Raw genomic sequence first — 13,985 nt, forward strand, 5'->3', positions numbered from 1 at the left:
TAACGGAACGCCATCTCGTCGTAGCCGGGAACTCATTATCTAAAATTCGCTTTAGCTCCACTCCTTGCTGATTTGCCAGCTTGGTCAGGTCGAGATCGCCTTGCCTTCGTACCGGAGACGGAAGTTTCGGCGCTGGAAGTCGTCGGCGAAGCAGACAAAGACCAGCTCCAGATCATGATCGGCATCTCGCTTTCCGAGGATGCTCAGTGAGGCGACAATGACACCGTTGAAGCCACGGGTAAGATTAAAGGCGGCATTGCGCACCTCTGTCGGTTCCGGATCTCTGCCGTTGTCGCGTCGTTCGTAAATGATCCAGAAGCGGGCGACGTCCCAGGTGAGCCGAAGCATTTCCCTTACCTCGGCTAGAAACTCCTCCGCGCTCTTCGAGGGCGACCAGACCAATGTCGTCTCTCCGGCGTCACTCACGGCGTTGAAGTAGCCGTCACACGGGCGGCCTGGCGTAATCGCCTGCTCGATCAACTCGAATGCGGCGCTTTCGGAGATTGTGGTCTTGAAAAGGATAGTCATGGAATCGGCGCGGCTAGGTTATCGTGTGACGATACCTAGCAGAACGACAAAAGGCAAAGGGGCCGCGTCCGATGCCCCGCACCACGCCAGCCTGAAGGCCGACAGGCAAGTCATTGTAACGTCCCGTTACTCCACGTCCTTGCGCCGCGAATGGACACCCGCATGCAAATCCTGAGTGTGAATACCACGGGGATCGCGGGTGAGCGCATGAATAGCTTAGCTGCATCTCCAAAAGGATGGCGGGTCCTAGGATGGAACGACCACGGCGAGGATGTTCCGCGCGATCGTCCCTTCGCGCAAGGGCGTCGACTGCGTTCGCTTTCTAGCGTGGGCTTGGACGAGCTTGTCGGCAAGTCAGACGTTGGATCGGGGGCCAGTGGCTCGACAGCCCCCTAGTGCAAGGTCGGCTCTAATGACAAATGAGGGTGGCGCGCATGGAACGTCATGATCAGGCTCATCGCACGAACCGCCACATCCTCGGCGAGAGCAACGTCGGTATCGGCTAGATCGCCCGCGGCCTCCCGCAACGCCGCTCCGACCGAACGCATGACCATCTCGAGCGCGTCTTCGCCTTCGGACGCCGCCAGTTCAGCGGTATCCGCCAGTGTAACCGCCAGTCCCTCCAGGACAGCGCGCCGTTCTAGGGGGGGAAGCCTGCTGAAGTCTGAGATGGCTTTCATTCCTTGGGAGACGCCTTCCTTATCAGCCTCATCCTTAATGTCGTGGTCCCGGCCCGATATAACGCGAGCGCGCTCGCGGCCTCTTGATGTGGTTGCCATTTTTTTCCTCGTTTCGATCACGGTGAAACTTGCATTGGTTCAATCGGTTCCGGGTAAGCAGTGGAAGCCGTTGGACCGAGGGTAGAGGAAATAAGCCCAGTGCCTTTTCCTCGTATGCCCTCGGACGTCGTCCTCAATGATCCGGAGCGGAGGATGCGCGTTCACATGTGTCCCCGGCGATCCCGACGTAAATCGAGATCAATGTGGAGGCCGCGCCCGCCATATTGCCCGACCGCTTGTTCATTGATGCGGCATCTCAACGGTTTAAGACGCACCATCAGGCTCTTCTTCGTCGACCGCATCCGACCGGCCGCGCGAGGCCCTCAGCGCGAAACGTCGGCAATGTTCGAGGTACGCGGCCTCGTGGATGGCAACCAGATCAACCACCGCGTTCCAAAGCCAGGACGGCGCCTCGATCGAGACATCATGCTGTCTTTCCAGTTCAGCGAGCCAGCGGCCGCGATCCACGGCGTTGAGCTGGCGGGCATGCGCCGTGCCGACAACGCGCGCGAGAAAACCCGCCACGGCCACGGCTTCGTCCCGGGACAGCTCCTCGATCTCAAGCTTAAGATCCTGTGGCAACAGTTCGCGCACGAAGACTGGGCGGTCAAGAAGATGACCCACGACCATTCTCGATCCTAGATATGGCGACAGCGCGGTTGCACCCTGTCGTACCCGCGCGGCGGGATCCTCGGGCATCGGCGCGTCTGGATCATGTGGCGCGGCGGCGGAAGTCGCTTCCTTGATATCCATTAGACAATAGCGGCGGTCATCGCCCCTACCGACCTGGAGAAGAACCGCCATGCGCAGACGCCCCAGCGAACTGCAGCCCTTGCGCCAGTACGCCGCATCCTTGACCTTGACCCGCTCAAGATCTTTCCCGTGCCGTAGGATTGTCACCAGTTCACGAACGTCGTCCCGCCCAAAAAAGCTGTCGACCTCTCGTCGCTCCTCCTCGGATATTGGCCAGAAGCGAGATCCGAGGGGCAGGACGGCCTCGCCTTCGATCCTTTCGTCAGCCAGATGCCTCCACGACCGACGCGCCGCCGCGCGCAGGGCGTGCTCGACGGTCTTCGGAATATTCGCGACATCGGCTTCTGGGAAGGCGTCCGGCCGGAACGCGGAGGCGTAGCCCTCGACCATTCTTTCGATCATCAGCGCCGTGACAACGCCCGGAAGATCGGAGGAACGCGCGGCCATCGCCAGGGACAGGCCGAGCCGCACCAGATCGTGTGCCGGATTTCCAACCACCGTCTGGTCGAGATCGCGTATCTGAATGGCGAGCCCTCCACTTCCGCTCCCCACGGGGCCGAGATTGCCGACATGGCAGTCGCCGCAGATCCATAGCCGTGGCCCGGACGGAAGCTCGACCCGATCGGCTCGATCAAGCCATTCGTAAAACCGCTTGGTGCTGCCCCGAACGTAGGCGTGGGCCGAAGCCGCCATTTTCCGGTTCTTATGTGCAAGTAGTATGCGCAGGCGATCTTCGGGGAGAACATTCGTTTTCATGGGGGCCCGTGGATCCGTGGAGCGTGGCTGGAGGGGGGACAAGAGTGTTGCGGGAAGATCGGAAGCACGTCCGTTGCGGGTTAAAGTGGCGGGCGCCACTCGAGGGACAAGATAGCCAGCAAAACTCCAATGCGATCGCGATGCCGTCCGACAAACCCGGAGAGGCAATCCGCTGAGCGCGGACGGTCGGACGGCACGGCGTGTAAATCCATGGCTCGCCGGATTGTTCCGCCACCCGACCAGGGCACTTAAAATGTCGATGGAGCACCTGACCTGATGCGGGGCGTCTTGAAAGCCGAAAGACCCGCCGGGCGGGTGGTCCGGGTCGTTCGCCGGAACATAACCGGATTGGGGTGAGCCCGCGCAATCCCTGAAACATTGACGAGACCGCCCGACGACTTCCTTGGGTCATCGGGTCGTCATTATGGACGTGGACACGCGTCACTCCCCGTCCGTTGCGATGCCGTCCGACGAACCCGGAGAGGCGATCCGCTGAGCGCGGACGGTCGACCGGCATGGCGTGTAAATCCACGGCTCGCCGGATTGTTCCGCTACCCGACCAGAGCGCTTAAAATGTCGATGGAGCGTTAGGCTTAATGCGGGGCGTCTTGAAACCAAAAGACCCGCCGGGCGGGTGATCCTGGTCGTCAGACCTCACACTGTTGTCTTTTCGAAGGGTCGCCGGCGTTGCGGCGGCCCGATCCACCATTGGACAGCTGTCGTCGAGTCCGTCGATCATGTTGGCGCGCCCGCCGGCGTTCCGGTCAAGGCGTTCCTCGCGGGTTACCGCAAGCATCCCTTCACTATTTCTCGAAACGGGCAAATCCGATCAAGGCACCTCGGGACATGATCGAGCCCTCGACCGCACTTGTGATACCTATCCGGACGAAGATGGACAGTGGTTGGCACTGACGCCCAAATGACGAGCGACATTTTGCTGTCATGACCCGGACACCCGCACCTTCCTCACCTGCGCACCCCGATCGCTTCCTGCGATGTCAGGAAGCTCTCGACGGCGCTTTTGCGACACCCGCCGCAGCCGCCGTAGAGGCAGGCTGGCATCCCGAAGAGGTCGCCGCTGCAATGGTCGAGATTGCCCCCGATCACATGCTCCGGTCCTTGCCAACCGCGGCCTCGAGCGCAATCTTGCGATCTTGAAGAAAAGGAGATTGTAAGCGGCATGTGCGGTAGGTTCACGTTCGAGCATGAATGGTCGGCGTTTTTCGATCTCTATAACCTCCCATGGGTTTCCGAACGCGGTCGAAACACGGCAGCCCGGTTCAATATCGCGCCCACTCAGCAGGTTCTGGTGGTTCACAACGACGCGGAAGGCCGCCAGATCGCCGAGGAGGCCCGCTGGTGGCTGGTGCCCTTCTGGGCAAAGGAGATGCCGAAAGCGGCGATGTTCAATGCCAGGATCGAGACGGTCGACACCGCGCCGGCCTTCCGTGAGGCGCTTAAAAGCAAGCGTTGCCTGATACCTGCGTCGGCGTTCTACGAATGGACGCTGAATCGGGAAGACGGGAAAAAGGACCCTTGGCACATTCACCTGCCCGGCGACCTGCCATTTTCCTTTGCGGGCCTGTGGGCCCGCAACGACAGGCTCGGCGTGACGAGCTGCACGATCGTAACAATGCCGGCCGGCGATCCGATGAAGACGCTTCACGATCGGCAGCCGGTGATTTTGGACCCGGGAGCCTATGAGGAGTGGCTCGACCCGTCGACATCCGGGCCGAAGGCGAAAGAACTGTTGCAGGATAACCTGGACGATCAGCTTGAATTTCATCGAGTCTCTCGGGATGTGAACTCGTCGAAGTTCGAGGGCAAACCACTGCCTGAGGAGAACTCCCTGTGACGGTGACGACGGACATGATCGCGGAATTCGTCCGGGCGGCGAACAACGTTCAGCCGCTGGCGCTCGTGAGCGACGTGGTCTCGTGGAACGGGGCGTTGCCGCCTCCGGGCCTCTAAGGGGATTGCTGATCAAGACTGCAAAGGCTGCCCGATGGATGAAGCCACCGAGCGTGTGATCGACGACATCGCCGAGCACATTGATGAAATGTCCGACGAAACCGGTGCGAAAGCGTTGTTGGCGGTGGCGAGCCAGATAAGAACCTTGCGGATATTGAACCGGGAGACGGCCTGAGGCTCGCCGGGCTACCGCCATTGTTCGCCGCGGCGATCACTTTGGGCGTGATTCGGGTGCTTGCAAAACCGATGTGAGCGCATAGCTTCTTTTATCTCCGGCGATCGTCGCCCGATTTGAAGGAGAAGCACGTGGAAAAGAAACGGAGCTGATTACCGGTGCAAACAAAAGGATCGGTTTCGAGACAGCGCGCCAATTGGGCCGGCAGGGCCATCGCATCTGGTTGGAAAGTCGTGATGTCGCCCGAGGCGAGGAAGCCGCTTGTGTGCTCTCCATCGAAGGTATTGACCTTAAGCCGATCTCGATTGACGTCACCGACGATGCGTCGATCATTCGAGCCGCGGCGCTCGCCTAAGCCGAAAAAGGCAGGCTTGACGTTCTGATCAACAACGCGATTTCGGGTCAGATGGTCGCGCCCTCTGAGCAGTCTGTCGCCGATGTTCGCAATATCCACGAGACCAACGTTTTCGGCCCGATCCGGGTTACCCAAGCCTTCCTTCCACTCCTGAGGAACGCGGGCACCGCGAACGTCATCATGGTTAGCAGCGGCCTCGGCTCGCTTGGATGGCTCTCGGACCCTGACAGCCAGTTCTACGGCGTAAACTTTCCCGGGTACAACAGCTCCAAGTCCGCATTGAACGCGGTCACCGCAGCTCTTTCGAAGGAGCTTGCGGGGTCAGGGGTAAGGGTGAACGCTGCCGATCCCGCCTATACCGCGACCGACTTCAAAGGCCACTCCGGTTATCGGACGGTCGAGGAGGCCGCAAACGGGCTTGGGCGGCTTGCCACTCAGGGCGAGGAGGGGCAGACAGGTGACGTCTATTTTGACGGAACGGTCGTGCCCTGGTGACAAGCCACTAGTGCGCGCGTTGGAAGGAACCCGTGGTTGCGACGCGCTCAATCTCTAAGAGCTATCTCCATGCAATACTGGTCGGAACTCGATCTGTTTACTCAAATGCGGGAGCGCCGGGAACAACCTCGTCTTGTGACGGTTCCTGATCCGCTCAAACGCGGACAGGAGACGACCCATGAAGGCATTCGGCATTGCGTACATCGCGACCCTCGTTTCTTTCCTCCTCATAGATGCGGTGTGGCTGGGCCTGGTGGCCAAGAATTTCTATCGCCAGCAGCTCGGCGGCCTCATGCTTCCCTCTCCCAATCTCGGTATCGCGGCAGCCTTCTATGTCTTCTTTACGATCGCCATCGTGGTACTGGCGGTATGGCCGGCAGGTTCTGTGTGGGGCGCGGTCGGATACGGTGCAGTCCTTGGGCTTGCCGCGTACGGCACCTACGACATGACCAACCTTTCGACGTTGAAGGGATGGCCCGCTAGCCTCAGCATTGTCGACATGATCTGGGGGACCATTCTAACGAGCGTTGCAAGCGCCTGCGGGTATGCCGCCGCCCGTGGCATGGCCTAGCAGACTGAACGCCGCATTGACGATATACGAGACCTACACCATCTATTCGGAATGCGCAAAAAAGAGAAGAACGACGTCGAACTCATCCGGGGGTGGACGCTGCCAGCGTCCGCGACTTTAGGGTCCGCGGTGCGCGCCAAGGGTATCCTCCAGGAAATTCAGGCTCGTCTCCCCGCTGCTTCGAAGAAGTCCATCTCATTGGATGGCGTTGAGCTAACATTGGCGTTGTCGGCCAGCGAGAAGGCCGCTTTCCACGCCGCCTCGTCGATCATCTCGAGTACAGTAGCCGAGGCCGAGACACTTCCGGTAATCCCACGCGAAATCCAGGACATTCTAACGATCAAGCCGACCGAAAGGCACCGATGGCTGGCGGACGGCCGACTTCCAAGCGCGGGAACCCGAACCGTCCGATTGAACGGACGCGCTCGGCAGATCACGTTCCACGTCTTCGATCCTAAGGTTGTTGAAGACTTGCTCGACCGAGGTGTTGTCGATGAGTGGCGCGTTGAAGATGCCGAAGCCAAAGCTGAGAAACGTCAGAAGAAGGCTTACGAGGCGAAGTTGAAGAGGTCCCTCAAGACGCGTGCCAAGACGAAGGAAGCAAAGCGAGAGGAGCCAGATGACGCGGCATCGCAGCTACGAGGTTGGGACGAATTCGACATCGACGGCCTGCTTCGCTGAGCGCGACGCCGGCTCTCCCTTTCGCGCCGCCATCTGATGAGATAGCCGAAGCCTGGCCCGATCAAAATCCCGCCAATGACCCATTCGGTCAGCGTCAATGGACTTCGTCCGGGTCGTGCCCGGTCAGATAGAGGAGTAGGAAAAATGCCATGACGCCGGCGGCAATCATCGCCAATGCAACAAGCAGTTTTTTGCGAGAACCCTGCTTGGGCATCCTCTTTGAAACCGAGACTTGAGCAAGCTAGTGGATTTCCGTTGAGCGATAAGGCCAGTGCCATGCCATGCCATGCCATCCCGCCCGTCAATGGAAGTTCCTTGCTTTCACCTTGAGGGTGTCGATGTGCAAGTCCCGCACAAAGATATCCCGCGCCTGCGGGACAGGCCTTAGGCGATCCCTCGAGTCAGGACTTCCCGGCGATCCATGAGCGAACTCGTCTCCCCTGCCTGTCGGTATCTTCACGTCGATCTCGCGATCCGCAAGTCCTGACAGGTCTCCGCTGAGATCGAGGAGCTGCTGGGCGACCAAGTGCACGACGTCACCCTCACGCTGGATTTTGCCGTGGATCGCCATCATCGACGCGCCAAGCACGACGCGACGGCGCTTTTCGAACAGCGAGGGCCACACGACCACGTTGGCGGGCCCCGTTTCGTCCTCGATCGTGATGAACATGACGCCCTTGGCGCTGCCTGGCTTCTGCCGGACGAGCACTAGCCCGGCGGTGCATACCCACCGTTTGTCACGCGCGTTCATGGCGTCCGCGCAGGTGACGATGCTTCGCCTCTCGAGGTCTTTTCGCAGGAAGGCGATCGGGTGCTCACGAAGCGTCAGCCCAACATGGCCATAGTCCTCGACCACATTGTGCCCTTCGGTCATTTGTCGAAGTTCGACTTCCGGCTCCTGCTGTTCGGGAATGACGGCCGCTTCGCGCTCGGCGGCGGCCGCGAAAAGGGGAAGCGGCTCGTCGCGGAGTGCCTTGATCGCCCAGAGCGCGTCGCGTCGCTGGAGCTTGAGCGACGGCAGGAACGCGTCTGCCTCGGCAAGCTGAACAAGCGCCTCGGTCGGAACATTAGACCGCCGCCACATATCGTCGACGGTTTCGAAATCCTTGTTCATGCGCGCGGCCACGATCCGGGCGACGTCGGCGACGGCGAGGCCCTTCACCATCCGCATTCCAAGACGAACCGCGTGGCGGTCCGTATTACCGATGCGCTCGAGCGTGCAGTCCCACCTGGAATTGTTGACGCAGACCGGACGGATTTCCACGCCATGCTTGGCGGCATCGCTCACGATCTGCGCGGGCGCGTAGAACCCCATCGGCTGGCTATTCAGCAAGGCCGCGCAGAAGACGTCGGGGTGATGGCACTTAATGAAGTTGCTGGCATAGGCGATCAAGGCAAAAGACGCGGCATGGCTCTCCGGAAATCCGTAGCTGCCGAAGCCTTCCAGCTGAGAGAAGGTCTTCTCCGCGAATTCAGCGGAGTAGCCGTTCTTCACCATGCCGCCGACGAGCTTGTCCTTGAACCGTGACACTCCGCCCGTGAACTTAAACGTCGCCATGCTCTTGCGCAGCTGGTCCGCCTCCCCGCCTGTGAAGCCAGCACAAACCATGGCGACCCTCATCGCGGACTCCTGAAACAGCGGGACGCCGAGCGTCTTGCCGAGGACGGCCTCAAGCTCGGGTGTCGGATATTCTACCTTCTCCTTGCCCTCGCGGCGGCGGAGATAGGGATGGACCATGTCGCCCTGGATCGGTCCCGGCCGCACGATCGCGACCTGGACGACCAAGTCATAAAAGGTCCTTGGCTTCAGACGGGGAAGCATCGCCATCTGCGCGCGAGACTCGATCTGGAACGTACCAAGGGTGTCAGCCTTCCGGATCATCGCATAGGTCGCCGCGTCTTCCTGGCGGATATTCGTGAGATCGAGGTCGTCGTCCTTGTGCTCTCGGATTAGATCGAAGGACTTCGCCATGCAGGTCAACATGCCCAAGGCCAAAATGTCGACCTTCATGAACTTGAGCGCCTCTATGTCATCTTTGTCCCACTCCACGATCTGTCGATCCTTCATTGACGCCGGCTCTATGGGAACGAGATCGTCCAGGCGGTCATGGGTCAGCACGAAGCCGCCCGGATGCTGCCCGAGGTGCCGAGGCGCGCCCATGAGCTGCTGGGCAAGCTGTAGCGTCAGAACCAGGCGACGGTCGTTCGGGTTGAGGTTCAGCTCCTTGACATTCCGGTCGCTCACTTTTTCCGACCACGACCACATTCCCGACGAAAGAGCCTTTATGACGTCCTCAGGCAGGCCAAGCGCTTTGCCGACGTCTCGGATCGCGCCCTTCGCACGGTAGCGGGTGACGGTGGCGCAGAGAGCCGCCTTCTGGTGCGTGTAGGTTTTGTATATCCACTGAATGACCTCCTCGCGTCGCTCGTGCTCGAAGTCCACGTCGATGTCAGGCGGCTCGTCGCGCTCTTGGCTGACAAAACGCTCGAACAGCAAGTCGTTTGTGCTGGGATCGATGGACGTCACGCCCAGTATGTAGCAAACGGCGGAGTTCGCCGCCGATCCCCTGCCCTGGCAAAGAATTCCCTGCGAACGCGCGTAGCGCACGATCGAGAAGACCGTCAGGAAATACGGCGCATACCTCATCGTCTTGATGAGATCGAGCTCGTGCCGGACCGTTTTCAAGACTTCAGGCGGCAAGCCCTCCGGATAGCGATTAGGTGCGCATTCCCACACATAGTGTTCGAGGGATTCCTGCGCGGTCATGCCGGGAACGATCGCCTCTTCGGGATACTGGTAGGTCAGCTCTTCGAGCGAGAACTTGCAGCGGTCGACGATTTCCATCGTCCTCGCCAGGGCTTCCCTATATCTCGGGAACAGGCGCGCCATTTCTTCGGGAGGCTTGAGATATCGGTCGGCATGGCGCTCGCGCTTGAAACCGACGTCGTCAATGGTCGTGTGCTCCCGGATGCAGGTGACGACGTCCTGGAGCTGGCGTCTCGAGGGCTCGTGGAAAAGGACGTCGTTAGTGACGACGGTGCGGACCCGGTGCTTCGTCGCCATATTGCTCAGCTCATGTAACCGCATCTGGTCGTTTGGGCGACGCCGGAGGGAGAGCGCAAGGTAGGCTCGGTCACGGAAGAGGTCGGCGACCTTGCGAAGCTGGACTGCGCATCTCTCGTCCGGAAGGTCGGGTACGAGAACAGCGAGAAGTCCTTCGGCGTAGAGCGCGACATCGTCCAAGCTCAGGATGCAGTTGCCCTTCCCGCCGCGCGATTTCCCGAGCGTCAGCAGGCGGGTCAGCCGCGAATACGCGGCCCGGTCTGTCGGGTAGACAAGCAGTGACATCCCGTCCGTCAGGTCGAGGCGGCATCCAACGACAAGGCGGACGCCGATGGCGCGGGAGGCTTCCAGCGCCCGGACGATCCCCGCCAGGGAGTTGCGGTCAACAACGCCGACTGCGTCAATGCCCAGTTCCTTCGCCGTCGTGAAGAGCTCGTCGGCCGACGATGCTCCCCGAAGAAACGAGAAATGCGTGGTTACCTGGAGTTCCGCGTACCTCATGACACGTCCCTGCCCTTCACGCGAAGATTCCGTGGATGAACCACTTGTGCGAGCCCGTGCCCGCATCGACCCCGTCGCCTGAGCGGTAGAGCCAGAAGCGCTCGCCAGCGTCGTCCTCAACGACGAAGTAGTCGCGAACAGCATCGGCCTCGGAGGTGCGGACCCACCATTCGCCGAATACGCGCTCGGGGCCGTCGGCGCACCTCACGCGACGACGCTTGCCACGCCATGAGAACCAAGCCGGAGGATGGTCGGGCATCAAAGCCATGACCTCGACAGCGTCCGGGCGGTCCAGCAGTCGCACGGGCCGCTTCCAATCGTGGACCCAAGTCTCGTTGACGGGTTCCGCAGCCGCGGCGATGCGATGGAAGCTTCGTTCGGGAACGTCCGATGGGACGGGCGCGAGGCGATAAACCCTGTTGCCGCGGTTGCCGAGGATGTCGATCAGCGGCGTGACGTCATCGTCGTCATCATCGACGAGCGACGACGAGCGCTGTTCCTCCTCGAGCGTTTCCGACATGACGGCGACGAGCGTCAGCCGTTCGATTCCGAAGCCCGGCTCGATCTTCTCCGTGCGGTCCTTGAAGAGCTTTGTGAGCCACGACACGTCGCGCGCTGGCTTGGCTGTTCCGGCGCGGATCGCCTGGCGCGTCCCGTCGACCTTCTCGACGATGAGGTCGGTGCGACGGACGCCCAATCCCTTGCGCTGGAGTTCGCCCACCAGTTCCACGACAAGCCGCCCGACGTACCTGTTGATTGTCTCGGCAGCGCCGATCGGCTCCGCGAATTGGCGGGTCACCTCGATCCATTCGGGTGATCGGATGGGCTCGATCGGCTCCGAAGTGCGCCCATACATCTGGTCGATGCGTCTGCCAAGTTCAGGCCCGAAGCGAAGCGCAAGTGGGGCGCGTGGAGTGTTGGCAAGCTCGCCGATGAATTTGAAACCAAGAACCCGAAGGTCATCGACGACCTTTGGGGGAAGCCGAAGAAGAGATAGCGGAAGCTTTTCGACGGCGCGAACGATCTCGCCACGGGGAACGATCACAGTCTCTCGGGTGATCGCGCGAGCGCAAGCATGGGCCGCGCCCCAGGTGTCGGCAATCGCCACGCGGGCGGTCAGCCCGGTCGCGCGGAAGCGATTGGCGACACCTGTCAGCATCGGCTCCTCGCCACCTTGGAGGTGGTCCGCGCCTTCGGTGTCGAGAACCAGCCCATCCGTGCCATCGACCGCGACGATCGGGGAATAGATGCCGAGCGCCCAGAGCGCGATACGCTCGAGGGCGGCTGCGTCGGCGGCCGGGTCGGCATCGACCGTCATCAACCCCTGGAACAGGGCCTGCGCCTTCGCTGCAGGCATGCCGACGCGCAATCCAGCCTTGCGCGCGGCAGCGTCGGCGGCGGCGACCCAGCGCTTCGAGCCTGACCTCGCGATAACGGCGATCGCCTGCTCAGGCTGAATAGAGGGATCGCCCCGCCGTACCCTGTCGGTCGAAAGATCGGGAAGAAATATCGAGACGACCCTTGTCATCGCAGGCTCCAACTTCAAACTCAGCACACTCGCCGGCACGCGATCTCATCAATTCCAAAAGCCACTTCGCTCGCCCCACACCCGGCACGGGCAGCGGGTCCGATGGCAGCGCGCTCACCCTCCACCTCGTCACCGACGCCGTCGGCTGTCCGAAGTCGTTCGCTTCAGTCTGCCGTCGCCAACGCCGCACCACGATCCCGAGTGTCCCGGACTTCTCCGCGGCGAGCTGCAGTCTTCGCGACGACACCATTGGCAGGCGGACGAGCTCGCCGACGACCGCGCCGAGGCGACCGTAGCTGAGAGCCTCCTCCATGCTGGCGAGGACGTCCTCCTCCCTGCCGGCCTCGACGAAGATGACCCGGTCGGGATGGAGGCCTGCCTGCGCCAGCGCTGGCATGAAAAGGTCGGGCCTTGTCAGGCACCAGACGATCTTGCCCTTCGTCCTTGCGGCAACACCTGCGGCGAAGAGAGCGGCCGCCGCACCGTCGACGGTGCCTGACCCACCACCGGCGAATTCATGCAGTGCCCCGTATGCCAGGCCGCCGCCCGGGAGTACGGCATCGATCTCCGGGACACCAAATGGCAGACAGCCAGCCTTCTTTGCTACGCCGCCCTCGATCGAGGAGATGCGTTCGCGCAGTTCAGCGATGGCTAGCTCGCGGGCAGCCGACATCGGTCACGAATCCTCTGGAAGTCGCGGTGGACAGGTACGACATCATGCCGTGAAAACTCGGTTGTTCTCTTTCTGTTCCGTATCGATGACGGCGTCAAGATGCCTTGGAACCGGAATCTTACGGCGTGGATTAGAGATTCGAAAATTTAGCGAAACGAATCAATTTGGTAGCGAAAGCGGCTAAGGCGGTGACCTGGTTGAAAATATTTTTAAGTGGGTTAAAGGTTGGGCTCGACTTCTAAATGTAGCTGGCTCTAGCGCGGCGACAAGGTTTAGCAGTCCTTCCGGGCCTTCATCGCGCTGGCCAGCATGTGCGTACGCTCTAGTTACATACTGAAAACAGCGAGCCGACAGGATGCCGTCACCGCGACCCTACACTACCCTCACACCCCGATGGCCGTTATCTCGTGGTGAAAAGGCGGCCTTGGCGATTGAGCAATCCACCTTGAATTAACCGGCAAGCATGGGACGAGCTTGGACAGTTTGTAGATGAGAATGTTCGGCATAACGAGCGCCCTTTCGGCCTCGCCGGCTACCGAAACATGCTGCTCGATGACTTCAAAACCGTCCCCGACCTCCACTTCCAAGCAACGAAGATCGTGTGCGAGCCGCCGTTACCGATGGCGCGTCTGGAATTTCGAGCTTCACCGATCGGCAGCTTTGTCGGGCTCCCCGTGAACGGGCGAGAGATTTCGTTTACGGAACAAGTGATCTACAAATTTGCCAACGCGAAAATCGTGGAAGTATGGTCGGTGATCGACAAGATCGAAATCGAGAAGCAGCTTTCCAATTATGGGCTCGCGCGCCATACAGGTGGAAGCCGCCTCAAGTCCAGGACATGAACCTGGTCGCCACTCAATGATCATCTTCGCTGTCGGCGGGTACCACAATTCCGACGTATCGTACGGGCTCGCATTCGCATCACGAAAACCCCTACCAAAGCACATCACCGTCACATAGACGCCTTCGGAATTACAGACCCGGTACGACTGCTATTGCGGCCGATGTGCTATGATGCTGTCACTGATCGCCTTTGCCAGGATCGGCGCGTCCTGAGGATGCACCCTCGCGAGATAAACAGAGCTGGCTCGGGAAATTTGGACAGGACGGATAAGTGGAATTTCTGCCTGACTTCGGCTTAGATGCCGGGAACAG

General features: G+C 60.7%; 11 protein-coding genes and 1 pseudogene. 6 read left to right on the top strand and 6 right to left on the bottom strand.

What is annotated here, in order from left to right; translation table 11 throughout:
• Positions 1-84 precede the first annotated feature (84 nt).
• The 3 genes from ACCD05_RS25940 to ACCD05_RS25950 form a co-directional block, all read right to left on the bottom strand.
• Entirely contained in the window at positions 85-528 is a 444-nt protein-coding gene (locus tag ACCD05_RS25940; protein ID WP_112949253.1) for a hypothetical protein, read from the bottom strand.
• Positions 529-920: 392 nt separating this feature from the next.
• Complete coding sequence (locus ACCD05_RS25945; protein ID WP_413396310.1) at positions 921-1,307, bottom strand: hypothetical protein; 387 nt, start codon at positions 1,305-1,307, stop codon at positions 921-923.
• A 264-nt stretch (positions 1,308-1,571) separates the two neighbouring features.
• A complete protein-coding gene (locus ACCD05_RS25950) occupies positions 1,572-2,816 on the bottom strand; it encodes a DUF2252 family protein (protein ID WP_112949252.1) in 1,245 nt (414 codons plus the stop codon).
• Positions 2,817-3,996: 1,180 nt separating this feature from the next.
• Here ACCD05_RS25950 and ACCD05_RS25955 point away from each other — a divergent pair.
• The 5 genes and pseudogenes from ACCD05_RS25955 (at position 3,997) to ACCD05_RS25975 (ending at position 7,064) form a co-directional block, all read left to right on the top strand.
• A complete protein-coding gene (locus ACCD05_RS25955; RefSeq protein WP_112436049.1) occupies positions 3,997-4,671 on the top strand; it encodes an SOS response-associated peptidase in 675 nt (224 codons plus the stop codon).
• Positions 4,672-4,821: 150 nt separating this feature from the next.
• The gene (locus tag ACCD05_RS25960; RefSeq protein ID WP_283193728.1) at positions 4,822-4,962 is read left to right on the top strand and encodes a hypothetical protein; all 141 of its coding nucleotides are present in this window, start codon (positions 4,822-4,824) and stop codon (positions 4,960-4,962) included.
• Positions 4,963-5,158: 196 nt separating this feature from the next.
• Positions 5,159-5,812 (top strand): annotated as a pseudogene (locus tag ACCD05_RS25965) (SDR family NAD(P)-dependent oxidoreductase).
• 178 nt (positions 5,813-5,990) lie between these two features.
• On the top strand, positions 5,991-6,383 hold the full coding sequence (locus ACCD05_RS25970; protein WP_112436050.1) for a DUF2177 family protein: 393 nt from the start codon (positions 5,991-5,993) through the stop codon (positions 6,381-6,383).
• A gap of 51 nt (positions 6,384-6,434) precedes the next feature.
• Entirely contained in the window at positions 6,435-7,064 is a 630-nt protein-coding gene (locus ACCD05_RS25975) for a hypothetical protein (RefSeq protein ID WP_112436051.1), read from the top strand.
• A 301-nt stretch (positions 7,065-7,365) separates the two neighbouring features.
• On the opposite strand, the gene ACCD05_RS25980 is transcribed toward ACCD05_RS25975, so the two are convergent.
• The 3 genes from ACCD05_RS25980 to ACCD05_RS25990 are packed head-to-tail and all read right to left on the bottom strand — an operon-like array spanning position 7,366 to position 12,830.
• On the bottom strand, positions 7,366-10,629 hold the full coding sequence (locus tag ACCD05_RS25980) for an error-prone DNA polymerase (RefSeq protein WP_413396312.1): 3,264 nt from the start codon (positions 10,627-10,629) through the stop codon (positions 7,366-7,368).
• A 16-nt stretch (positions 10,630-10,645) separates the two neighbouring features.
• On the bottom strand, positions 10,646-12,157 hold the full coding sequence (locus tag ACCD05_RS25985) for a Y-family DNA polymerase (protein WP_413396314.1): 1,512 nt from the start codon (positions 12,155-12,157) through the stop codon (positions 10,646-10,648).
• Positions 12,078-12,830 (bottom strand): ImuA family protein, encoded by a 753-nt coding sequence (locus tag ACCD05_RS25990; RefSeq protein WP_111563919.1) that lies wholly within the window; start codon positions 12,828-12,830, stop codon positions 12,078-12,080. The genes ACCD05_RS25985 and ACCD05_RS25990 overlap by 80 nt, the downstream gene beginning before the upstream one ends.
• A gap of 449 nt (positions 12,831-13,279) precedes the next feature.
• Here ACCD05_RS25990 and ACCD05_RS25995 point away from each other — a divergent pair, with 449 nt between their 5' ends.
• Positions 13,280-13,672, top strand: a complete 393-nt coding sequence (locus tag ACCD05_RS25995; RefSeq protein ID WP_413396321.1) for an ester cyclase — start codon at positions 13,280-13,282, stop codon at positions 13,670-13,672.
• The last annotated feature ends 313 nt before the right edge of the window (positions 13,673-13,985 follow it).

Source organism: Rhizobium sp. Rhizsp42, from assembly GCF_047304155.1.
Lineage (GTDB): Bacteria > Pseudomonadota > Alphaproteobacteria > Rhizobiales > Rhizobiaceae > Rhizobium.

Excerpts from the sequence above, each read along its gene's own strand:
- ACCD05_RS25990 (WP_111563919.1), bottom strand. The coding sequence starts at position 12,830 with ATGTCGGCTGCCCGCGAGCTAGCCATCGCTGAACTGCGCGAACGCATC.
- ACCD05_RS25960 (WP_283193728.1), top strand. The coding sequence starts at position 4,822 with ATGGATGAAGCCACCGAGCGTGTGATCGACGACATCGCCGAGCACATT.
- ACCD05_RS25955 (WP_112436049.1), top strand. The coding sequence starts at position 3,997 with ATGTGCGGTAGGTTCACGTTCGAGCATGAATGGTCGGCGTTTTTCGAT.
- ACCD05_RS25950 (WP_112949252.1), bottom strand. The coding sequence starts at position 2,816 with ATGAAAACGAATGTTCTCCCCGAAGATCGCCTGCGCATACTACTTGCA.
- ACCD05_RS25945 (WP_413396310.1), bottom strand. The coding sequence starts at position 1,307 with ATGGCAACCACATCAAGAGGCCGCGAGCGCGCTCGCGTTATATCGGGC.
- ACCD05_RS25980 (WP_413396312.1), bottom strand. The coding sequence starts at position 10,629 with ATGAGGTACGCGGAACTCCAGGTAACCACGCATTTCTCGTTTCTTCGG.
- ACCD05_RS25970 (WP_112436050.1), top strand. The coding sequence starts at position 5,991 with ATGAAGGCATTCGGCATTGCGTACATCGCGACCCTCGTTTCTTTCCTC.
- ACCD05_RS25940 (WP_112949253.1), bottom strand. The coding sequence starts at position 528 with ATGACTATCCTTTTCAAGACCACAATCTCCGAAAGCGCCGCATTCGAG.
- ACCD05_RS25985 (WP_413396314.1), bottom strand. The coding sequence starts at position 12,157 with ATGACAAGGGTCGTCTCGATATTTCTTCCCGATCTTTCGACCGACAGG.
- ACCD05_RS25975 (WP_112436051.1), top strand. The coding sequence starts at position 6,435 with ATGCGCAAAAAAGAGAAGAACGACGTCGAACTCATCCGGGGGTGGACG.